This is a genomic window from Paenibacillus vini (genome assembly GCF_018403325.1).
Lineage (GTDB): Bacteria > Bacillota > Bacilli > Paenibacillales > Paenibacillaceae > Fontibacillus > Fontibacillus vini.
Genome location: NZ_BOSL01000004.1, coordinates 105,124 through 126,464 on the forward strand (window position 1 = coordinate 105,124; position 21,341 = coordinate 126,464).

16 protein-coding genes and 2 pseudogenes are annotated in these 21,341 nt (G+C 49.5%); 12 read left to right on the forward strand and 6 right to left on the reverse strand.

Annotated elements, in window-relative coordinates:
• Positions 1 to 32: 32 nt before the first annotated feature.
• Complete coding sequence (locus tag KJS57_RS08125) at positions 33 to 1,484, reverse strand: DHA2 family efflux MFS transporter permease subunit (RefSeq protein WP_213654521.1); 1,452 nt, start codon at positions 1,482 to 1,484, stop codon at positions 33 to 35.
• Positions 1,485 to 1,516: 32 nt separating this feature from the next.
• Positions 1,517 to 2,089 (reverse strand): TetR/AcrR family transcriptional regulator, encoded by a 573-nt coding sequence (locus tag KJS57_RS08130; RefSeq protein ID WP_213654361.1) that lies wholly within the window; start codon positions 2,087 to 2,089, stop codon positions 1,517 to 1,519.
• A 232-nt stretch (positions 2,090 to 2,321) separates the two neighbouring features.
• On the opposite strand from KJS57_RS08130, the pseudogene hemH reads away from it, so the two are divergent.
• Positions 2,322 to 3,335, forward strand: a pseudogene (gene hemH / locus KJS57_RS08140) (ferrochelatase).
• A 147-nt stretch (positions 3,336 to 3,482) separates the two neighbouring features.
• Positions 3,483 to 3,704, forward strand: coding sequence for a hypothetical protein (locus KJS57_RS08145; RefSeq protein ID WP_213654364.1), 222 nt, complete (start codon positions 3,483 to 3,485; stop codon positions 3,702 to 3,704).
• Between the two features lie 72 nt (positions 3,705 to 3,776).
• Here the strand turns inward: KJS57_RS08145 and KJS57_RS08150 are convergent, their stop codons facing one another.
• The gene (locus KJS57_RS08150) at positions 3,777 to 8,201 is read right to left on the reverse strand and encodes an endo-1,4-beta-xylanase (protein WP_213654366.1); all 4,425 of its coding nucleotides are present in this window, start codon (positions 8,199 to 8,201) and stop codon (positions 3,777 to 3,779) included.
• A gap of 253 nt (positions 8,202 to 8,454) precedes the next feature.
• Between KJS57_RS08150 and KJS57_RS08155 the strand changes: the two are divergent.
• Positions 8,455 to 8,919 (forward strand): annotated as a pseudogene (locus KJS57_RS08155) (two-component sensor histidine kinase); the annotation flags it as partial.
• 138 nt (positions 8,920 to 9,057) lie between these two features.
• Here the strand turns inward: KJS57_RS08155 and KJS57_RS08160 are convergent.
• Positions 9,058 to 10,194: a DUF4261 domain-containing protein gene (locus KJS57_RS08160; RefSeq protein ID WP_213654368.1), complete on the reverse strand. Its 1,137-nt coding sequence runs from the start codon at positions 10,192 to 10,194 to the stop codon at positions 9,058 to 9,060.
• Between the two features lie 224 nt (positions 10,195 to 10,418).
• Here KJS57_RS08160 and KJS57_RS08165 point away from each other — a divergent pair, with 224 nt between their 5' ends.
• The 6 genes from KJS57_RS08165 to KJS57_RS08190 all read left to right on the forward strand — a co-directional run bounded on the left by KJS57_RS08165 (position 10,419) and on the right by KJS57_RS08190 (position 15,790).
• The gene (locus tag KJS57_RS08165) at positions 10,419 to 10,892 is read left to right on the forward strand and encodes a DinB family protein (RefSeq protein ID WP_213654369.1); all 474 of its coding nucleotides are present in this window, start codon (positions 10,419 to 10,421) and stop codon (positions 10,890 to 10,892) included.
• Between the two features lie 466 nt (positions 10,893 to 11,358).
• Positions 11,359 to 11,859 carry a cupin domain-containing protein gene (locus KJS57_RS08170; RefSeq protein WP_213654370.1) on the forward strand — a complete coding sequence of 167 codons (501 nt, stop codon included), beginning with the start codon at positions 11,359 to 11,361 and terminating at the stop codon, positions 11,857 to 11,859.
• A 206-nt stretch (positions 11,860 to 12,065) separates the two neighbouring features.
• Complete coding sequence (ahpC, locus tag KJS57_RS08175) at positions 12,066 to 12,629, forward strand: alkyl hydroperoxide reductase subunit C (RefSeq protein WP_211022416.1); 564 nt, start codon at positions 12,066 to 12,068, stop codon at positions 12,627 to 12,629.
• 13 nt (positions 12,630 to 12,642) lie between these two features.
• Complete coding sequence (ahpF, locus tag KJS57_RS08180; protein WP_213654371.1) at positions 12,643 to 14,169, forward strand: alkyl hydroperoxide reductase subunit F; 1,527 nt, start codon at positions 12,643 to 12,645, stop codon at positions 14,167 to 14,169.
• A gap of 175 nt (positions 14,170 to 14,344) precedes the next feature.
• The gene (locus KJS57_RS08185; protein ID WP_213654372.1) at positions 14,345 to 15,514 is read left to right on the forward strand and encodes a copper amine oxidase N-terminal domain-containing protein; all 1,170 of its coding nucleotides are present in this window, start codon (positions 14,345 to 14,347) and stop codon (positions 15,512 to 15,514) included.
• A gap of 84 nt (positions 15,515 to 15,598) precedes the next feature.
• Complete coding sequence (locus tag KJS57_RS08190; protein WP_211022413.1) at positions 15,599 to 15,790, forward strand: hypothetical protein; 192 nt, start codon at positions 15,599 to 15,601, stop codon at positions 15,788 to 15,790.
• 107 nt (positions 15,791 to 15,897) lie between these two features.
• On the opposite strand, the gene KJS57_RS08195 is transcribed toward KJS57_RS08190, so the two are convergent.
• Positions 15,898 to 17,190: a DUF4179 domain-containing protein gene (locus KJS57_RS08195; RefSeq protein WP_213654373.1), complete on the reverse strand. Its 1,293-nt coding sequence runs from the start codon at positions 17,188 to 17,190 to the stop codon at positions 15,898 to 15,900.
• Complete coding sequence (locus KJS57_RS08200) at positions 17,183 to 17,731, reverse strand: sigma-70 family RNA polymerase sigma factor (RefSeq protein ID WP_213654374.1); 549 nt, start codon at positions 17,729 to 17,731, stop codon at positions 17,183 to 17,185. The genes KJS57_RS08195 and KJS57_RS08200 overlap by 8 nt, the downstream gene beginning before the upstream one ends.
• Before the next feature lie 228 nt (positions 17,732 to 17,959).
• Between KJS57_RS08200 and KJS57_RS08205 the strand changes: the two genes are divergently transcribed.
• From KJS57_RS08205 to KJS57_RS08215, 3 genes are all read left to right on the forward strand, one after another.
• Positions 17,960 to 19,090: a hypothetical protein gene (locus KJS57_RS08205; RefSeq protein WP_213654375.1), complete on the forward strand. Its 1,131-nt coding sequence runs from the start codon at positions 17,960 to 17,962 to the stop codon at positions 19,088 to 19,090.
• 294 nt (positions 19,091 to 19,384) lie between these two features.
• Positions 19,385 to 20,665: an MFS transporter gene (locus KJS57_RS08210; protein WP_213654376.1), complete on the forward strand. Its 1,281-nt coding sequence runs from the start codon at positions 19,385 to 19,387 to the stop codon at positions 20,663 to 20,665.
• A 143-nt stretch (positions 20,666 to 20,808) separates the two neighbouring features.
• Complete coding sequence (locus tag KJS57_RS08215; protein ID WP_213654377.1) at positions 20,809 to 21,309, forward strand: SRPBCC family protein; 501 nt, start codon at positions 20,809 to 20,811, stop codon at positions 21,307 to 21,309.
• Positions 21,310 to 21,341: the final 32 nt, after the last annotated feature.

Genomic DNA, 21,341 nt, shown 5'->3' on the forward strand with positions numbered 1-21,341 from the left:
ACTATTCTAGATAGCAAGGCTGGTTTGGGAACTTATATTTGATGCTCGACTTTGACCCGTTTAATGAACAACGAGATCACAAAGCCGATAATGGCCATGATAATCGCAAATAAAAATGCGTCCTGAACTCCCGCCGTAAAGGCAAGAAGCGGGTTTAACGGATTTGAAATATCTTTAACGGTAGTCATGAATTTTTCAGAACCGGAGGACATAATGGAAATGGCGATTGCCGTTCCGATTGCACCGGCCACTTGCTGCAATGTGTTCATAATGGCTGTTCCATCCGGGTACAGCTCACGCGGCAACTGATTCAGACCATTGGTTTGCGCCGGCATCATCACCATAGATATACCCACCATCGTAACGATGTGCAGGGCAATGATAAACGCCGAGCTCGTTTCGATCGAAATCGTCGAGAACCCGACCATAGCCCCTAGGACGATCACGGTTCCGATCAACACCAGCCATTTAGGTCCGAACTTATCGAACAATCTTCCCATGACCGGCGAAAGAACACCATTGATGACTCCGCCTGGCAAGAGAAGAAGTCCTGCGGCAAAAGTCGTCAGAGCCAGCGATGTTTGCATATAAAGCGGCAAAAGAATCATCGTGGAGAGCAAGACCATCATGCAGACCAGAATCAAAAGCAGACCGATTGTAAACATCGGATACTTCAATGCACGCAAGTTAAGCATGGGTTGCTGCATCTTGACTTGCCGGATTGAAAAGAGGACCAGCGCAACGGCACCGATGATGATAGAAGCAATAACGGTAGGGCTTCCCCAGCCGCCTCCCTCTCCGGCACTGCTGAATCCAAATACAATTCCGCCAAATCCGACAGTGGATAAGGAAATGGAAAGTACGTCGATTTTTGGTTTTGTTGGAGTCGTTACATTTTGCATAAAGAACCAGCCGAAAATAAGTGCCCCGACCAGCAACGGCAACGAAATCCAGAAAATCCAGTGCCAGGTCAAATTGTTCAGAATAAGTCCTGAAATGGTCGGTCCCACGGCAGGCGCAAACATAATGACCAGACCGATGATCCCCATAATGCTTCCGCGTTTATGCGGCGGAATGATTAACAAAATCGTGTTGAACATCAACGGAAGCAATAACGCTGTCCCTATAGCCTGGACGACGCGTGCGATCATTAATACTGCGAAGCCTGGAGCGACCGCTGCGATGAGCGTGCCGATGATGGAAGCCATAATCGACGTAATAAATAATTGTCTTGTCGTAAACCACTGCATAATCAGCCCTGATACCGGGACCAAAATGCCGAGTGTAAGTAAGTATCCGGTGGTCAACCACTGTGCTGTCGTTTCATGAATACCGAAATTTTCGATCAAATTTGTCAATGCCATATTTAAAGCCGTTTCACTAAACAAGCCGATAAATCCCGCAACAACGAAGGAAATGATGATCGGAACGGTACGTAAATTGCCGATTGCCACTTCTCCCGTCTTCGCTTGCGTACTGCTCATATCCATTCTGGTTCCTCCCACGTTCTCTCTGTTTATTTGTCTAATAAAAATTCCAGCTGCTTTGCGATCATTCGCAGCGGATCTCCACATTTATAGGTGATCGACAGAAGACAAGCCCCTTCGATCATGGCCGTAATCGTAACCCCTAATTCTTCGGCTCTTTCTTGTTTGAATCCCCACTGTTCAAGCCTATGAGCGTATAAAGACTGACAATCTTTAAACACCATTTCGCAGGCATTGCGTAGCTTCTCATGCGTCGAGGCAGTTTCGAATGCGATCAGTCCGACGGACAGCCCCTCCGCACAACTCCCCTGATTATCAAAAACGGCGGCAATATTATGGATATAATACCGGAATGCTTCGAGCGCCGAATTTTTTTCCGCTAAATCCTTTTCGGCTCCTTCCATCAACATCTTTCTCATCATCGCGATGGACTCGACCGCAATCTCTTCCTTCCCGTTTGGAAAGTGATAATAGATGGAACCTTTAGGAGCACCGCTTTCTTCAATAATCTGATTAAGCCCTGTTCCGTTATAGCCTTGCCGTTGAAACAAGCGGGTTGCGCACTGCAAAATGATCTCCTTGGTATCCTGTTTCTTCTTCATACAGATGATCCCCTTAAAATTATAACGACCGGTCTAGAGTATATTATTTTAAATTTTAATGGGTGTCAATTGTGAAGTTAGGCACTTATAAGATTTGCCCACTTGAGCGAAGCGGATTATGTCGCTGAAAAAGGAGAAGGATTGCCGTAAAATTGCTATAAATACAGCATCAATCGCCTATATCTCCAGTAGTTTACTTATACCGAAAACCATTGAAACGGAGTTGTTGCCTTTGAGATCCAATTCCAAAATCGGTGTCATTCTGGCCCAGATCGGAACGCCGGAACGACCGGAGGCGAAGCCGGTGCGCTCTTATTTGCGGCGGTTCTTGTCCGACCGGCGGATCGTGGATACGAATCCATTGGTCTGGCAGCCGGTACTTCGGGGGATCATCCTCCGGACGAGGCCCCGGAAGTCGGCCCAATTATACAGGCAAATCTGGAGCCAGGAGGGCTCTCCACTCTTGGTAAACAGTCAGCGTCAACAATCCGGGTAGCAGGAGAGGTTGGGGCCGAAGTTCCAAGTAGAACTGGGACTTGCGTACAGTGAAAATAGCATCATGCGGGCCATGCGGCAGTTTGAACAAGCGGGAATCGGCCGTGTTCTCATCGTTCCGTTATTCCCTCAGTACTCTTCAACGACAACGGCTTCCGTATATGATCAAGCTTGTTTTGCGGCGCTGGGCCGCAACAGCTCCAGAAGTCCGGCGCTCAAGCGGTATGTTCCGGCGCTGCGGTTCGTTGAGCCTTATTATTGCGATCAGGGGTACATTTCCGTAATGAAGGCGCATTTGCACCGCTACATGAAACAGCTGGACAGGGAGCCGGATCAGATCGTGTTGTCTTTTCACGGCATTCCCAAGCGATATGCGGATACAGGGGACCCTTATCCGGAACAGTGCAAAGAAACGGGGCGGCTGCTCGCTGAGGCGATGGGCTGGCGTCAAGACAGTTGGCAGATTGCATTCCAGTCCCGTTTTGGACCGGAGGAATGGATTGGGCCTTCCACGGAAAAAGTGATCGGGAGCCTGCCGGAACGAGGAATCGCAAATCCCCTGGTATTTGCCCCCGGCTTCGTGACAGATTGCCTGGAGACACTGTATGAGCTGGATATTGAAGGACGGGGCCACTTTGGTGCCTCCGGCGGAAAAGCCGATCAATATCAATATGCACCATGCTTGAATGACCAGCCGGAGTGGCTTGATTTCCTAACGGGGTTGGTTGAGCGGAATGTCGGAGGCTGGTGATAATCTGTTTGCGGATAGACTTCCACGAAGTTTATGTGTGATAAATCTCACCGAAAAAATAATTAAAATTTGAATAATAGAGATAAGATAGGCTTCGGATAAAAGAACAGGAAATAGAGTAGAAGAGAGGAGACGGCAAGAAGCATAATGGGTGTTCGTGAATGGGTGGATCAGGATTACGTCATCGAGCATTTGAGACAAAAATTTAATTGTTCGGTGTTATGGTGCGAAGGCCGCGCCTGCCTGGAATATAAGAGCAAGGAAGAACTGAATCAAATGGCCGGTTATGTAAAAGACAACTTCTCCATGGAGCTTCTGGACGTATTCTTTACGGCAGTTGAGAGCCTTAATGAAGAAGTAGAATCCTGATCATTTGAAAAAAAGTAAGAACCCGCTCATTTGAGCGGGTTCTTTGTTCATAGCTTAGTTCTTTGTCGTCAACTACAGCTTCCAAATCCGGTACAAAATCACCGCCGCCTCGGCGCGGGTGAGCGCTTCGGCCGGTGCGATCTTGCCGTCTTTGCCGTTGACAATGCCGGCTTGCACAAGGGTAGCTGCGCTGGCTTTAGCGAAGTCGGCAATTTGCGCCGCATCCGTATAAGCATCTAAAGTAGCGCTGCCTGCGGCTTGCTTGCCCGCGGCCGTCAATGCGCGGGATGTCAGCACCATCATCTCCTGACGGGAGATCGGGCTGTTCGGTTTGAACGTGTTGTCCGCGTACCCGGTCACGATCCCAAGCTCCTTCGCGATCGCCAGCGCATCGCTATAGGAAGCGTTTGGCTGAACATCGCTGAATGCCGCTGGTTGACCCTTGCCGGAGCCTTTCAATTCAAGGCCGTTGACAAGAAGAGCAATGAAGTCGGCACGTTTAATGGAAGAGGCAGGGGAGAAGGCATTCTCCGCCGTTCCGCGAATCACGTCGCGCGCGGCCATGGCGTCAATGGCTTGCTTCGCCCATGGCACGTTCTGCAGGTCGCCGAAAGTTTTGGACACGTAAGCAACAGCATAGTTGCTGAAGTGGGTCGTTTGGAAAACGACACTTCCGCTTACAGCATCATATCGGCCGTTTGGAACCGGGGTCACGCTGCCGTTATCCTCAATGTACCAAACTACGATGGAATTCGGATTGCTAAGTTCCATGGCGGTTGGCTTGTAAGGAATAGCTACCGTGATAGGCGCCTTCGGGTTGTTCCAGGCAATGGCCTTGCCATCAACAGCAATGCTCAGATCAAGCGCCGGACGGTTGCCGATTGCTTCCCGGGAAGCTGCATCCAACTCATCCAACGAAGCCTTCGCGATGCGGATGGAGACTTGCCCTGCATTCTCTGTCACATTGGACAGCATGTTGCTCGGAATCTCGATTGTGCCGTGCTCCGTTTTCAATAGAATCACGAAGTTTTCTTGACCATTCAGGCTTTGAGTCGGTAATTGCACTTCGTAAGATGTCGCGTTTGCCTGCTGAGGAACTTCGATGGAGATTTGTTTCTTACCGTTAGCCGTTGGAGCTGCTTGCTCAAGGGCCTTCTTCAGGTTGTCGCCGGAAACCGTCGCCGTGGCGACTCCTCCTGTAACTTTTACCTCCGGTTTGATTACGCCGCCAGCCGGTTCAACTGGTTTCGGTTGAGTCGCCGAACCTCCGCTAGTTCCCCCGCTGCCGCCGCTGTTACCGCCAGTGTTGCCGTTTCCGTTATCGCCCGGTTTGCCAGGTTTGCCCGTAAGGGTAAGCACACCATATACGGATGTGTCCTGATAACCGTTGCCGGTGGTATCATTCCAGGCGGCAACGCTTTGACGGGAGCCGTCTTTGGCGTCATTAATTTGCGCGTCAAAGCCGACCTTCACGTTGTTGCTTGGGGTAATCTTTTTGAACGGAATCTTCACTTCAACCGTATAGTTCGTTCCGGAAACCTGGGTGGCTGAAACAAAGCCCTCGCCGATTTTTTCCGGACTAAATGAAGTCTCGTTATCAAAATTAATGCGGAATTGTCCGTCATCGTCCTGATAGAACGTGCTCTTGGCGTTATTCTCGTCCAGGAAAATCTCGACGGAATCCTGTTCCCAAGCATTTACATTGCTCTTGTCGAGCTGCGCGTCATTCACCTGGATCAGAACGTACAAGTTTTGATCGTCCCACAGGGCTTTAGCTACGCCGTTTGCACCCTGCCAAGCCGTTTGATACCGGTTCAGAGACATGGCTGGAGCCTGGTTCCATACCGTGTCGATGGTTCCGTCAATGACAGGAGTAGCATAATTCGCAGTGGACTGGTTAGCATTCGATGAATCCGGCTCATGTTCTTCAATGAATTTATCTGGATCGATGACGCCGTAATAAGCCGGTTTGGCCTGAAGCTGCTTATCGAACAAGAGTGGATTGTTCTCCGCTCTCCAGCTGGAGCCATCGTCCAGACCCCAGAAGGTTACGCGTTTGATATGCTCGGCGTTTTCTTTATACAGGTTGAATAATTGTGCGTACAAATAGCCTTGTGCACTAGCCAGCTTATCGGAAAGCTGATACTTCTCACCGGCCATGATGTCGAGTTCGGTAACACTAATCTCTACGCCCAAAGAAATGAACTTCTCCAGGGAAAGTCTGACGTTTTCCGGATTGGTGTTTACATTGTAATGCGCTTGCATGCCGACGCCGTCGATGAGCAGTTTGCCGGGATGCGTCTCCGCATATCTATCATTAATTTCTTTAACCATGCTATAGATGGCCGTAGCCTTATTCTGGTTGTCTTCGTTGTAGTCGTTGTAGTAAAGCTTGATATCCCACTCGGGGTGTTCATCGAGAACTTCTCTGGCTGCCAGGAACGCTTGCTCTACGTAGTCCGGTCCGATGGCGGTTTTCCAAGGAGCCGTCCGCAGCGCGTTTTCCCAATCGGTGGGATTGCTCGGATTGTCGCTCATCGCTTCGTTGACAACGTCCCATGAAATCACTCGGTCGCCAAAATGCTCTACGACGGTCTTGATATGAGTGCGTAAATTCGTAAGGGCCTCATCACGGCTTAAAGGCACCGTGTTTCCTTGCTCCGTGGTCGTATTCATCCATGCCGGAGACTGTTGATGCCATACAAGCACGTGTCCGTGCATTTGCATGCCTTCCGCGAGAACCTTATTAACCATGGCATCCGCGCCGGTAAAGGAGAATTCACCCTCCCTCGGCTGCAACGCATCCGGTTTCATGGCGTTGCCTGCGGTAGCGACATTGTGGTGCATTTTCAACAAGTCAAGTCTTAATCCTTCCAGATCCTCGCCTGAAATAGCGTTGCCGATCAGAAAATCACTTTGATAGGCATCTTTGATCGGAATCAGATCCTTCTGTATTTCGATCGGTTCTGATGCTAATTTTTCAAAGCTGATGTCGTCGATATAGAAGGTGGTTTGTACATTAGAGCTTTGCAAGTAGATCGTTAAATACTCGCCTCCCACGCTGTTATAGCGATAGGTTCCTTCCAACTGTACCCATCCGTCGCCGACACTGATTGTTTTCTTGGCAAGTTCAGGGTAATTCGGACTGCTTTCGCCAATCTGGGAAGACAATGAGATCTCCGAGCTCGCAGGGCTAATCAGCTTAACCCAGGCCGTAACTTTATATTCGCTGCCCTTGTCCACATATTTCTCCACGCGGAGCGACGGCCCTTGCCAATTCTCTTGTCTGCCTTCTACCTTCAGGGCATATAAACCGCCTTCCGTATGGTTGGCTTCATCGGTAACGGTCAGCTTCTCGACGCCTCCCCGAGGAACAAAGCCGCCTGCTGTTTGATCCTCAAATGTGACGGTTTCAAAAGGTAGAGCTGGTTCTCTAGGCGGTTCTTCTTCACCGCCGGAGGCTACTTTCTCGGTGATACGCACGTATCCGATATAGAACGGAACCGTAGCTCCTTTATCATTGGATTGAATACGCAGGCGGTTATCTGTGCTCGTATCTACCGTAAATTCCTTTGTTAAAGTGACGGCTTTTCCGGGAACAAAGTCTGCGCTCGCCAAAAAGCCATATTTTATATCTGCCGTCTGAAGGAAAACTTGTGCTCCGTTCGGTACAACCACATCAGGATCCACATAAACAGCAGTGGTTACTGTGTAAGTTTTTCCGTTTTCCAGACCGATATTGGAGTATTTGAAATCTGCGGCATCATGCCCTTGAGTTCTTTCAGTGACGGATAAGGCTCCTCCATCGGCGTTCCCGTCAAAGACCTTACCTGCGACCTTTTCAAGCTTAGCGTTACCTGATTGCTCAGCCTTCCCTATGCTACTTTCAAAGGTTTCATGATAGATTTCCTTATCGACGGTTTCCGATGTTGATTTTGATGTAATGAGGATATCCCCGATATAAAAGGGCACCTTCTTCCCGTCATCGTTGGATTGTACGCGCACAGTGGAATATTTGGTCGTATCCACCGTAAATTCTTTAGTTAGCGTGATCGCCTTGCCGGCTTCATAATTTACGTTGGCCAGCAAAGGATAGTCTGGCTCCGTAGGAATTTGAAGATAGGCTTGAGCACCGGCAGGTACCGTCTCGTTCTCGTCAACATACAGGGATACCTTAATCGTGTACGTCTTTCCGTTTTCCAGGTTCATGTCGGCGAATTTGAAATCCACAGCGTCCCAGTTGTTTGATCTATTGCTTACATATAATGCAGTTCCGTCTTCATTACCTTCAAACACTTTGCCGGTGACAGGCGTAAGTTTCGCGCCGCCGGACTGACCGGCAATACCCGCGCCGTCCGCAAAGGTTTCGTGGTAAACCGTTACCGTATCTTCTGCTGCGTTTGCAGCTGCTCCGCCGCCTTGGGCGAACCAGCCTGACGGGATCAGCAGAGCCGCTGCGATGGAAATTGAGATGGCTTGTTTGATGATTTTACGCATTCATTGCACTCCCCCTGTAAAAGTTTGGTTAAGTAGGTTAAGCGCTTACATTTAATTGCGTGAAGTCCTCCTTTCAGTCCCAAATGATACCATCGGCAGGGAAGCACCGTCTTACTCGAAATTAAAGAATGTTCCGTACTTTTCTTATATAAATCTCGAAATGAGGCATATTCCTTTCCGGATTTCCTTTAAAGAGGGGATGTGTCATACTAGGGTTACATTTTTTATTATCGATCGCAGTGAGGTGAGCGGCTTGTCCATCAGGGTAAAATTATTGCTGTCATACACGGGCATGCTTATCATCAGCCTGCTGGTAGTCGTCGTGACCGCAGGTCTGTTTACGATCGCGGCAACGGGCGACATCCACGGCATCCAGGATTTCTATAAGGTGCATTATCAGCTTATTCCTTTGACCGAAGAAGAGGAGTCCATTTTCCTGGAACTGAAATATCTCGCCAAAAATGAGCCGGACCAGCTGCAGGACAAGGAGCTTCTGAAAGAGTACGATTTCAAGCTCAGGACGGTGCGGGCCGGACTCTTCGTCCGTCGGGAAAGCAATCAAGTGTTCGAGTCGTTTACGATTAACCAACCGGCATTAGAGCAGCATTTGCCGCCATATGACTTAAATAACAACCAGATTCGCAATACCTTCAATATCGGTGAGCGGTTCTACGCTTACGCGAAATTCGACTTCCGCTATTCGGACGGCGCCAAGGGGCGTAACGCCGCTGCAGCATGCTATAAGCCGTGGCTATAATGAAATGGCGGAGGCTTTGACCGCCGCGGGCGGAAAATAGTAATTCGAAAAAGGATAGAGCAGACCCTGATCATGGGCGCTCTATCCTTTTTTTCTCCGTCAAAAACCTATCTTTAGACTTTCTCCATCAACATACACGCCTTCCGAACGCGTAATCGGCAGTTTCTGTTCCTCACTGAAGCCGATCGTTTCCCCATGTCTTAAAGTGACGTTGTATTGTATGACATAATTTGAAATATCAATCAGGAATTCGCGAAGATCGGCCGGATCGGCCTGACTATCGACAATTTCGATTTCCTCCTTGCCAAACGGTTTCAGACCGTTCGTGTATCCGTTCGTGCCGGATTCCGTGCGAACCAAGCCAAAATGGACCAGATTGAGGAGAGGGAACTCTTCCTCTTCTTCGCCCTCGGATTTCATGATATCCGCCATTTTCAAGTACATGTCGGGTTCAAACACAGTGCCGGATGAATAGAGTCCTATGGCATTAGGAAGCTTCAGGCAGCTGGCGGCCAGCTTGACGTACATTTTGCCGCTGTCGAGCGGGGAACCCCAGCGGGTAAAGACTGCGAGGATGATTTGGGCGACATGGGTTTTAACCACGTCCGCGCCTCCGGGCCAGAGATAGTTGCCCTGCGCGTAATGTTCGGCCTCACCGTCCGGGACGGGCGCATCAACAAAGCTGACGGCCAGAGTGAAGCCGTCTACGTCAAAGACCAGAATCCCTTCCTGCTCCCTGGACTCGCGGCCGTCCTCTCCTGCCGGATAGGATATGTTCCAGTCCTGAAGCAGGTTATTCTTGATTTGTTCCAGATCGCATTCAGCCGAGTTCAGCAGCACGAATCCGTTGAAAATACCGGACGATTCGCTCTGCGGCTCGCTCTCATCGCTTTGGCTTTGCTCGGCCTCGATGGCCGCCGCCTGCTTCATCCAGTATTCACGGATCATTTCTACCATCGCAATCGATTGCTGCTCCGCTGTTGCCGGATCATAGAGCCGCATCTCGCTGAACACATGGCCGCAATGCTCGGTGTCGGAGGGCTGCTCATAACCGCCGCAAACGCCGAGAAGCCATTTTCCCAGCATGTTTTTCTTATACTTGAATATGTAATAGTGCATGTTGTGCAAATCAAATTCGCCTGCAATTTCGATCTTGCTGGGCTTCCGGCCGAGTTCGTGCTCATCCGCCAGCCAGTCGATCATGGACTCCATTGCCGCTTGCCGTTGGGCTGTCATTGTTCTCTCTCCCTTAGATAGAAGTATAGTCCTATAAAGTTATATTCTACCAACCTATAGAGGGCAATTCAACGCCGGTAAGTGTAAGCCTGGACTCCAGACATCAAAACCCGCTATAACGGTTCATGATTCTATTATTTTGGAGGAATTCCCTCTTATTAGAGGGAATATGTACCTTACGATGACATGGGGCACAATCTTTGAAATGACGGGAGGAAATTATGATGAATGAAAGCAAGTTCTTCAGGCAGTTTCGGGAACTCCGGGAACAGACCCTTTCTTTGGCGGAGTCCGTTTCGCCCGATTTGATCGATATCGTTCCATCCGGGTTTAACAACAGCATCCGGTGGAATTTGGGCCATATTCTGGTGGCCTGGGACCATGGCATTTTCCCTAAAATCAATGAATCTAGGAGAATACCGCAGAAATATCATTTTATGTTTCCTAAAGGAAGCAGGCCGAGTGCTTGGACAGAAGAGCCGCCGGCCTACGAGGAGATTGTATCCAGGCTGAGAAGCCAGGTGGACGAGATTATTACTGCTTCGGACGGAAAGCTGAATGATCTCGTGGCCCAGCCGTTCTTGCGGGTTAAGTATGTGCGGGGGATGTTCACATTTCATCTGAGAGAAGAAGAACATCATCTGAATTGTATGCGGCGCATCATTGCGGCAGCGGAATCTGCACCCGCTGTGGAATGATGCCTTTTATCGCTATATAAATAGTTTTGCGGACATACTCCCCTGTCCATTGGTCCAAGCACTCCTCCTTCCCTGGAATACAATGAATCAAAGGAGGGGTGATGATGTACAAGTACAGGATCGATTCATGGGGAAGGCTCGTTCCCTGCGATAATCAAGAAACTAGCAACGAGCAGCAAACCACCTGCCCTGACAAGAATAGAGAACGTCCAGCGGAACAGGGGCCTTCGGGACCGCGAAAACGTCGGACAAAAGGAAGAAAAAAATTACGCCACGGATGCAATTGCCGCTGTCGTTGCTGCCACCGCTGCCGCCGCAGATAAAATTAGTATATAGAACATAGAAGCCGCCTTGACGGGGGCTTTTTTCTTTATGTCATCCTATCATTTCGGCTTGGGTTTAACCCTTGCGCTTGAAGGGTACTGGTACTACGAGTACACCAACGAGGGAAAGGGAGTTGACGATCATGGAACAGATAGTCAGATCTTTTTTTGTTAAGGACGATGGGGAGGTCCCGAATAACTCCGAATTGCCGGTAATTGTGTACCTGGGCGTATTCAAGGATAACCCGGACGGGATGGAAGAGGCATTTCAGCGCCATGGGTGGAGCGGCAGTTGGACCGGTGGCATCTATGACTACCACCATTACCATACCAACACGCATGAGGTGCTTGGCGTTAAATCCGGAGTAGCGACCGTTCTGATTGGCGGCGAGGCGGGGGAGCGGCTAGAACTGCAAACCGGAGATGTCATCGTGCTGCCGGCAGGAACCGCACACAAGAAGCTGGCAAGCAGCCCGGACTTTGCAGTGGTAGGCGCTTATCCGGAAGGAAAATCACCTAATTTGCGGGAACGCAGGCCGGAGGAGCGCACGCAAGCGATCGCCGAAGTTAGGAATGTACCTGTCCCGGATAAAGATCCGGTGTTCGGAGAAGAGGGGCCGTTATTGCATAAATGGGTTAAATAAATTTTTCTTCGAGAATAAATGTTGGTTGTGAGAGAAATCATAGCTTTTAGTATAGGATACAGTGATAACTAAAGTTATAAGCGTTTTCACCCACAGAAAGATGAAGAGTTTATGAACAGTCTTGAACATTGAGAAGGGTTCTCATATAATAATTAATACAAACAAGAGATTAACCCATTAAAATAATATTTTGGAGGTAGGTTCATATGTCACTGATTGGTAAAGAGGTACTCCCATTTAAAGCATCTGCATTTCACAACGGAAGTTTCATCGAGGTAACAGAAGCAGACTTGAAAGGAAAATGGAGCGTCGTATGTTTCTATCCGGCCGACTTCACCTTTGTTTGCCCAACCGAGCTTGAAGATTTGCAAAATCAGTACGAGACTTTGAAAGGAATGGGCTGCGAAGTGTACTCGGTATCCACGGATTCCCACTTCGTGCACAAAGCTTGGCATGACAGCTCCGAAGCCATCGGCAAAGTAGAGTACATCATGATTGGCGATCCTTCTCATGCGATCTCCCGCAACTTTGACGTGTTGATTGAAGAAGAAGGCGTTGCTGACCGCGGAACGTTCATCATCGATCCGGACGGCGTGATTCAAACTGTTGAAATCACTGCTGGCGGCATCGGCCGCGATGCAAGCACATTGGTGGACAAGCTCAAAGCTGCTCAATACGTACGTAATCATCCAGGCGAAGTTTGCCCGGCTAAATGGAAAGAAGGCTCCGAAACTTTGAAACCGAGCCTGGATCTTGTAGGTAAAATTTAAGGGAGAGAATAAAATGAAACTGGATGCAGACATAAAAAACCAGCTGGCACAATACCTTGAGCTTATGGAAGGCGATGTTCTGCTGAAGGTCAGTACCGGCTCTGATTCCGTATCGGAAGAAATGACGGATTTGGTCAACGAACTGGCCAGCATGTCTTCCCGCATTACGGTAGAGCAGGCATCTTTGCCTAGAACACCAAGCTTTAGCGTAAATCGTCCGGGCGAGGACACCGGCATCACTTTTGCCGGAGTGCCGCTCGGTCACGAATTTACTTCCCTGGTATTGGCTTTGCTTCAAGTCAGCGGAAGAGCTCCGAAGGCGGAACAAAGCGTCATTGACCGCATTAAGGGAATCAAAGGCGAATTCCAATTCGAAACTTATGTCAGCCTGTCTTGCCATAACTGTCCTGACGTTGTGCAAGCCCTGAACATGATGAGCGTTCTGAATCCGAACATCACGCATACGATGATCGACGGAGCGGCGTTCAAGTCCGAAGTGGAAAGCAAAGAAATCATGGCGGTGCCGACCGTTCATCTGAACGGCGAATTCTTCGAAAGCGGCCGAATGACCGTGGACGATATTCTTGCCAAACTGGGAACGTCCGACGCTTCCGAGTTTGAGGACAAGGAGCCTTTTGAAGTATTGGTTGTCGGGGGCGGACCTGCCGGTGCGAGCGCAGCGATTTATTCCGCGCGCAAAGGCATCCGGACAGGGATCGTTGCTGAGCGCTTCGGCGGACAGGTCAACGATACCTTGGGCATCGAGAACTTCATCAGTGTGAAGTACACGGAAGGTCCTAAGCTTGCCGCAAGCCTTGAAGAGCATGCCAAGGAATACAATATCGATATCATGAAGGCTCAACGCGTGAAACGCTTGGAGAAGAAAGATCTCATCGAGGTCGAGCTGGAGAACGGGGCTGTGCTCAAGAGTAAGACGGTCATCGTTTCCACCGGGGCTCGCTGGCGTAATCTGGGCGTTCCGGGTGAAGCCGAATTCAAGAACAAGGGCGTTGCTTACTGCCCGCATTGCGATGGTCCTTTGTTTGCCGGTAAACACGTTGCCGTTATCGGCGGTGGTAATTCCGGCATAGAAGCGGCAATCGACCTTGCCGGTGTTGCGGCTCATGTTACCGTGTTCGAATTCATGCCTGAACTGAAAGCCGATTCCGTGCTTCAAGACCGCTTGAACAGCCTGCCGAACACAACGGTGATTAAGAACGCTCAAGTCAAAGAAATCACCGGAACTAATAAAGTGGACGGTATCGATTACATCGAACGGGAAACCGGAACAACGCAGCATGTCGAGCTGCAAGGCGTATTTGTTCAAATCGGTCTCGTTCCTAATACCGATTGGCTTGAGGGTACGGTAGAACGTACGCGTATGGGCGAAATTATCGTGGACAACCATGGCGCAACCACGCTTCCGGGCGTATTTGCCGCCGGCGATTGCACGAACAGTCCTTACAAGCAAATCATCATTTCGATGGGATCGGGTGCCACCGCTGCATTGGGTGCCTTCGATTATATGATTCGTCAATAAAAATAAACAGCACCATAAGAGATGATTCCTGTATTGCACAGGGGTCATCTTTTTTATTCCCATTAGATGGTTCATTCTTCAATCTTCAAGCAATAGGATTTTGAGAAGTGATGTTGAATAAGGATACATATGGAATTTATTGAAATTACATGTACCTGGAAAGGTGGCTGCCTCGTTGCGTAAGAAAAGTACTTCTGCCCGCGGGCTCGCTTTATTTATCGCGCTTATCATCCTAACTCTGTTCCCGGCTAGCCTTATAAAGGCCGAAGAACGTCAAGTAACAGTCTATTTAAACGGCCAGCAGATCCATTTGGAGCAGAATCCATTGGCTCGGGATGGAATTGTGTACGTACCGTTAAGAGCTGTTTTTGAGGCTCAAGGTGCCACGGTCAGCTGGGATAGCAGCCAGAGGATAATTAAGTCAACAAAAGGAGAGCGTAACATTGAATATATGGTTGATAAGGGGAAAATGGTGATCAACGGAATTGAGGTTTCCACTGCTCCCCACATAACCTACCAGCAAAGGCAATGGGTGCCGCTTCGGTTCATTAGTCAAGCACTTGGTAACGAGGTCACCTGGAACCAAGTAACTTACTCGGTAAATATTAAATCGCTCCCTATAACACAAGCAAACGCATTAACCAACACAAGCGAGGAGGAGCAATGGCCGGTACTTCCTCCGGAAATCAGTACGACTTTGAAAATGAACGAAGAGACACGCTCAAAAACCTTATATCTCCCTGATCAAGACTTAACTTTGCGGGTGGGTCATTATGGTTTTAAAGACGGTAACCTGTACAGCTACCTGACTTTTTATAATGATGGGGATCAAGACTATGAGTTGTCCTTTGAACCAGGAAACAAGAAACTGGTGTCTATTTATCAAAAAGAAAGAGAGGCACTGCCCACTGTAAATTTGCAGGACTGTACGGAAGTGACAAGTCGAGTTGTAATAGACAACAGTTCTTCGCAAGGCACTATTACAAGAGTACCTATTTTCACTGAAAACGAAGCTTGCAAAGCAAGCAATCAGGCAGAGCAGCAAAAAAACAACACACCGAAACGGTTTGCATTCGGAGAAACGGGTAGCAATGTGGTCACTACGTCAAAATATGTACAGACTGCCGAAGGGGCGTTAAACGGATTTCGGATACCAGCTAATAATTTAGAGCAGCTTATTATAGTTGCCCCAACGGAGGGTTGGACTCATTTAGTGGTGAACGGAAGCTTCCGCAGGAGTACGGACAATCCGGACACTGCCGTAACATTCAAGCTGGATTATAAGGTCGATCTCAGCCTTGGCTTTGATGAATTTTCATTTATTTATACCTACTTTGGCAGTTAGCCGCCTCCGCTCTGGAATGAGGCTTTCCAATCCGGGCAAACTTACTTATATGGTTCGGATTAATTTGGAGGAGTGAATGCAGAGATGGCAGAAAACAAAGATCAGCAGGATGGAAGAGAAGAGCGCTTCCTGGACATAGACAGAATGATCAACGAAGGCCTGGGGGGCGGCAATGTGACTCTGGATAACGGATTGATTGAAGAAACTACCACGGATACGATGGAGTATGCGGAGTCCATTCTCGATGACAAGACCGACACAGGCGCGGAACGGTAAGGAGATTTGAAAAAAAACTCCTAGCCGCCCAACTCGGTGGCCTTTAACGTGGTTTTAATTGAACAAGGAGCTGCTCCTTTGAGCAGCTCCTTGTTTTGTGTGAAGATCTAGTCCACAGGGATTTTGATGTTTATATTGTAAGGCTTCATGTAATGCATTCCTTTGATGATTAACTGCTCCGGTTGAACGGAGGCATCGAACAACAGGGTGCGCTCCTTCAGAATGGTTCCGTCCGGCAACTTGGTATCGTGTTGATTCAAGGTCGTATTCAGCGGGATATTCTCTCCGTTCGCCTGGATGGATACGCCGTCCAGCATCACGTCCTCTTCGGTAGCAATCGTGATCTCGAAACCGCGCGAGGTTGATGACACCTTTTTAATCCACAGTTCCTTGTCTTCCAGCAACACCGGTTGATCGGCGGGGGAAGGAAGAGGGATCTTGAGGTCCAGCTTCCGGTACCCGACGAACTCTTTTATAACCAGCTTCAAAGATTTCAAGTCCTGAGGAAGTGCATCGTAGCGGATATCAAATTTCATTCCCCCATAGGAAGATTGACGGCCGCTGCCGACTTGATCTACCGGTTGTCCGTTTGCTATCAATTCAATTCCGTCCAGGGAGTTTCGAATCCGATCGAAGTTGTCGATGTTCAGCGTTCCCTTGATCATCGTCATCGTAGGAGTAGCCGTAATTGTCTGAAAGGTAATCGTACCCTTGTCGACTTCCAGTGTCTTGCGAATGCGCTGCTTGACCTCGGTTTGCATGGCTTTGTTGGGATCATAGGCAAAAGTCATTTCACTGTCTTTCACAGTTCCGAATGACGGCTGCTGGCGGAAATGCAACGTTAATTTTTTGGCGAACGGACTGACGGGTTCGAAAGTAAACGTGCCTTTTATCTCGGTATGTTCGTCATTCATTAGGGAAGCACCCGCCTCTACGAAGGAATCTGTCAGGAAACCGGTGATTTTGGCCGGGCTGAAGATGCCGGTTGCATCCGCCTCCGATACTCCCTGAGGATTGGACAAGGTGTAAAACAGGATCAATTGGTTCGCATCCGCCATGAGTCCGTCAATGGTGAGCACGGTTCCGCCTTGAAGGGTCATCCTTTTTTCGATCGATTGTCCTTTTCCTTGATCGTTGAGCTCTTGGAGTGTACCGCTAATTAATCCGTCGAACCCGAGTAGTTGTTTGCCGTAATAAGCAAAGGCAGGGAAGTTGAAGCTGAGAATAACAATAAAAAGCAAGACGGCCGCCGCAGCCTTCCAAATGGGCGGAACCCGCCTTTTACTTCGAGATGGGGCTTTGTCCAGCGCTTTTCGGAGCCTCATCTCCAGGTCTTCCGGGGCTGTAATGGAGTCGATCCTCTTTTTCTCCTCCGCCAACCGTTCCTCGATCTTATTCATCGGCTTCACCTCCATACAGTTCTCTCAGCTTCTTCAGTCCCTGAAAAATCCTTGATTTCACGGTTCCCAACGGAACCTCCGTCACCTCGGCTATCGCCCTATAATCCAGATCGTGAAAATATTTCAATTGGATCGCTTCTTTTTGCGGTTCGTTTAATTGCTGCATCAGCTCCTGAAGATCCATCTGTCGATCGCTGTTCTGGTAAGGGTCGCTCGTAAGGGGGGGACCGCTAGGGTCCGCTCCATCCGCAGTCTGCAAATCCTCCAGCAGAACAAGCCGTTGCCGTTTACGAAGCTGAGCTTTGCATACATTGACCAGGACAGTCTTACTCCAGCTATAAAATGCATCCTCATTCCGGAGCTGATGAATCCGCTCATACAGCAGGACGATCATTTCCTCCATCGCATCCATCGCGTCATGCTCATTTCCCGTATAGGCGAGAGCCAGCCGGTAGTAAGCGTCTTTATCGGCGAGAATCAGCTGCAGCAAGGCATCTTTATTTCCCCTTTTTGCTTGTTTAATTTGCCTGACGGCATTCATGGCTCCACCTCTCTCCCCTATAAGAGTCGTAACCCTAAGGAAAAGTTCATTTGCTATAAATAATATTTTGCCTGATTCTCCTTTTCCTTGCCACCAACCCGTGCGCATGTATGGAAGAAACACCCAAAAGGCTGTAGAATATAGGACAAATAGGGAATGAGGATAGATACCGGAGGGACAAGGCTATCCTGCCTGAACAGACATGGGACAGAATCCAGGGAGGTTTATATGAAAAAACTCAGGCTTATCGTCTATGCTTTGGCCTTGGTTATGCTTCTGGCGGGCTGCAGCAAAGCCGCAGAAAGGAATTCATCCGCCGTGCCCCCGGCAGGGAACGGGATTAATGCGGAGGGTGACGGCGAAATGGCTGCGGAGACCGCTTCGGCGGGGGGCGGTGAGCTTGCGGAAAAGGCAGAGTCATCCGAACCTCAGGACACTGCTATGTTATTTAAAAATTATTTGAAAGAGAAAGGGTTAGGAGGCGATCTCTCACTAATCTATTTTCAACAGGAAGATATAGATTTGGATGGGAACGAAGAAGCGATAGCAGCATTTGGAGATGCTGAGATAGCGGAAAATGAAAGTGAAGAGGATATTGAGTTCAACGAGATTTACGTTTTACGAAATCAGGGCGGAAAGATACATCAGATTGGAGATAGTCTGAATAGCGGCGGATACGGCATCAATGAAATCCGGCTCGTCCAGTTGGAAGACCGGGAGGAGAAGGTCATTTACCTGGGACTCACGAATTGGGTCAGTATGACCGGCTTTGGGTTGGTTGGAATTTCGGGCGATACTTTGGAGGATTTGGCCTATAGCGCCTCTGCGAGCGGATCGGGCGAGGATATGCTGATGGACGACGACGAGGACGGAAAGTTTGATGGCTATGAACAGCGCCGGGGCAGCTATGATGTCTTTTATTACGGGGTTACCCGCTATTTCACGTTGGAGCAAGGCGAGTTTGTACAAACCGATACCTCGGTGGAACTGTTGGAATACCCATCTACTCCAAAAGCGGCCGTAATGGAGTTTTTGGCATTAAGCATTATAGACGACCGACTGCCGCCGAATGTGGAAGAGCGTCTTGACGAACTTTGTCAATTCCGCGAGGCGAGCGGTGAACGGCCCGTGCTTGAAGTGGACTACGGGACAGTAGGCAATCTGCAACTGGAGTTGGACGGCGAAGATGCTTATTTCGAAGTGGAGGAAACCGGAAGCGACGCCATAGTTACTTTGGTAGAGACGGGGGCAGAAGGGACCAAGAAGCAAACGATCTTCAGCCTTGCCAAGGACTCGGGTGCTGGTACAGAGAAGTGGAGCATCTACGACATCGAAGTAGTGGGGGGACTGAATAAGTAATTTGGGCAAGGCAAGCCCCAATGAATAATAACTATATTTTATCCAGTTAATTTGTCGGGAGGAGGAAGCAACCCCCTGTCCATTGGTCCAAGCACCCCTCTGTCCAAGGACATACTTTAACTTAAAGAACAGTTCCGCCAGCAGCAAGCAGCCGCCTGCCCTGTTGGTAGAATTTTTCTATCGTTTACTATGGAAAAATGATCTTGTTCACAACCCCAAAGAATATACTAGAATGCCTAACGAAATGCCGCGGAAGTCTGAAGTTCCGCTATTTTATCGATCGGGAGGGATTCTATGAACAAGAAGAACAGATGGATCAATGCCCCGTACGCATTTGCGCTAGGCATGTTTGCGATGATGGTGCCCAGCCAGGCCTTCAGTTCGTTTTACAGCTATTACTATGTGGAAAAGCTGGGGCTCGGCATCGGCCTGGCGACTCTGGCCCGTACGATCTTCCTGATCTGGGATGCCGTGAATAATCCGATCTTCGGTTACTGGTCGGACCGGACAAAGACGAGATTCGGGCGGCGCAGGCCCTGGGTTATGGGTGCGATTCCGCTGTTTATGCTGTTTTTCGTGCTCGTCTTCTCACCTCCCGGCGGATTGACGGAGAATGGGCTGTTCGTCTGGTTTCTGGTTACGCTGATTCTGTACGAAACGGTCGCAACCGTGCTATGGGTAAACTACGGCGCCCTATTTCCGGAATTGTTCCGCGGGGGCCGCATTCGCGCCAAGGCTTCGGCCGTGGAGCAAGGTTATCAGATTGTTGCGTTGTTGATTGCGACGGCGGTAACGCCCCTCATTTATGCCGCCCTAAACTTCTCGATGATGGCGGTGTTGTATGCCTGCGTCTTCGGGGTAGCGATGTCCGTCTGGGTACTGAGCGTCCGGGAGCAGCCGGATGCCAGCCAAGGGGAGCCGTTGAAGCTAATCCCCGCGTTCAAGGCGACGGTGAAGAACAGGAAGTTTTGGGTGTTCAATATTTCGAACTCCTTTGCCCAGACGGTCAATGGACTGCTCAGCTCGATGATTCCTTTTTACGCAAAATACGTGCTGCATATCAGCGAGGCGCAAGTTTCGATTTTGCTGGCCGCCGTATTCGTATCGGTAATTCCGTTGATCTTCGTCTGGTATTGGATCATCCGCAGAATGAACGGGGTCAAGGCTTGGCGCTTATCCCTCGTCGTTTATGGCCTTTCAATGATTCCGCTCTGGTTCGGATACGATTTGGCCAGCGGAATTGCGGCCGGTGTCGCGGCGGGCTTCGGATTGGCAGGCTTCCTGGTGACTCCGCCGATCGTGAGCGGCCGGATCATCGATGAGGATGCGGAAAGAACAGGGTTAAGAAGAGAAGGAATTTATACCGCGGTGGCCGGGTTTATTACGCGTTCGAGCGGTCTGATCTCTGCGCTGGCCTTTTTTGTGGTCGGCATGATACTCGGCTATGAGAGCGGCGACAATCCGGGACCCGCGCCGGAGTTGACCTTCCGGGTGCTTATCAGCATCGTTCCGATTTGTCTTCTCGCCATCTCTGTCGTTTTGTCTTATAGTGCGAAATTCAATTTCAAGAAGTAACCCACCCACCACAGCTTCGAAACTAAGGAATCTGCAACTGCCGCAAGGGTTCACTCCTGGTTTCAATGATGGGGGCGCGGAATGTATACTAAAACTCGAGGAATCGTCGCAGTCCACAGGAAATAAGGAGCTGAATCCAATCCATGAACATAGCAACTATCCAAAAAGCAGGTCACGGTCAGCAGGGGTATACCGCAACTTTTGAGCGCAGCTTGAAGCATTCCGCCGAGCAGGTATGGTCTTTCTTAACGGAAAATGACAAGCTGAAGCAATGGTTCCCGGAACTAAGCGTGGATGAACTGGTCGAAGGCGGAGAGATCAAGTTTGATATGGGAAACGGTAGTTTCGAGGAGATGACCCTTCTGGAGGTTAAACCCTATAACGTGTTGGAATATACTTGGGACCAGGACCGCGTCCGTTTTGAACTGTTCCCTACGGCGGAGGGCTGCCGGCTTCTTCTCATTGAGAAGATAACAAGGATTACCGACCATACGCCGCGGGATTTGGCAGGCTGGCATGTTTGCCTCGACGTTATTGCCGCCTTGTTGGCCGGGCGCGACTTCCCGTCCCGCAAAGCAGAATGGGAAGAACGGTATGCAGATTATCGCGAGGCCATTTCGGCGATCGGAGATTCACAGGAATGAATGCATAGGAGTATAAGCTGATGAAACGGCAT

Excerpts from the sequence above, each read along its gene's own strand:
- KJS57_RS08125 (WP_213654521.1), bottom strand. The coding sequence starts at position 1,484 with ATGAGCAGTACGCAAGCGAAGACGGGAGAAGTGGCAATCGGCAATTTA.
- KJS57_RS08130 (WP_213654361.1), bottom strand. The coding sequence starts at position 2,089 with ATGAAGAAGAAACAGGATACCAAGGAGATCATTTTGCAGTGCGCAACC.
- KJS57_RS08145 (WP_213654364.1), top strand. The coding sequence starts at position 3,483 with ATGGGTGTTCGTGAATGGGTGGATCAGGATTACGTCATCGAGCATTTG.
- KJS57_RS08150 (WP_213654366.1), bottom strand. The coding sequence starts at position 8,201 with ATGCGTAAAATCATCAAACAAGCCATCTCAATTTCCATCGCAGCGGCT.
- KJS57_RS08160 (WP_213654368.1), bottom strand. The coding sequence starts at position 10,194 with ATGACAGCCCAACGGCAAGCGGCAATGGAGTCCATGATCGACTGGCTG.
- KJS57_RS08165 (WP_213654369.1), top strand. The coding sequence starts at position 10,419 with ATGAATGAAAGCAAGTTCTTCAGGCAGTTTCGGGAACTCCGGGAACAG.
- KJS57_RS08170 (WP_213654370.1), top strand. The coding sequence starts at position 11,359 with ATGGAACAGATAGTCAGATCTTTTTTTGTTAAGGACGATGGGGAGGTC.
- ahpC (WP_211022416.1), top strand. The coding sequence starts at position 12,066 with ATGTCACTGATTGGTAAAGAGGTACTCCCATTTAAAGCATCTGCATTT.
- ahpF (WP_213654371.1), top strand. The coding sequence starts at position 12,643 with ATGAAACTGGATGCAGACATAAAAAACCAGCTGGCACAATACCTTGAG.
- KJS57_RS08190 (WP_211022413.1), top strand. The coding sequence starts at position 15,599 with ATGGCAGAAAACAAAGATCAGCAGGATGGAAGAGAAGAGCGCTTCCTG.
- KJS57_RS08195 (WP_213654373.1), bottom strand. The coding sequence starts at position 17,190 with ATGAATAAGATCGAGGAACGGTTGGCGGAGGAGAAAAAGAGGATCGAC.
- KJS57_RS08200 (WP_213654374.1), bottom strand. The coding sequence starts at position 17,731 with ATGAATGCCGTCAGGCAAATTAAACAAGCAAAAAGGGGAAATAAAGAT.
- KJS57_RS08205 (WP_213654375.1), top strand. The coding sequence starts at position 17,960 with ATGAAAAAACTCAGGCTTATCGTCTATGCTTTGGCCTTGGTTATGCTT.
- KJS57_RS08210 (WP_213654376.1), top strand. The coding sequence starts at position 19,385 with ATGAACAAGAAGAACAGATGGATCAATGCCCCGTACGCATTTGCGCTA.
- KJS57_RS08215 (WP_213654377.1), top strand. The coding sequence starts at position 20,809 with ATGAACATAGCAACTATCCAAAAAGCAGGTCACGGTCAGCAGGGGTAT.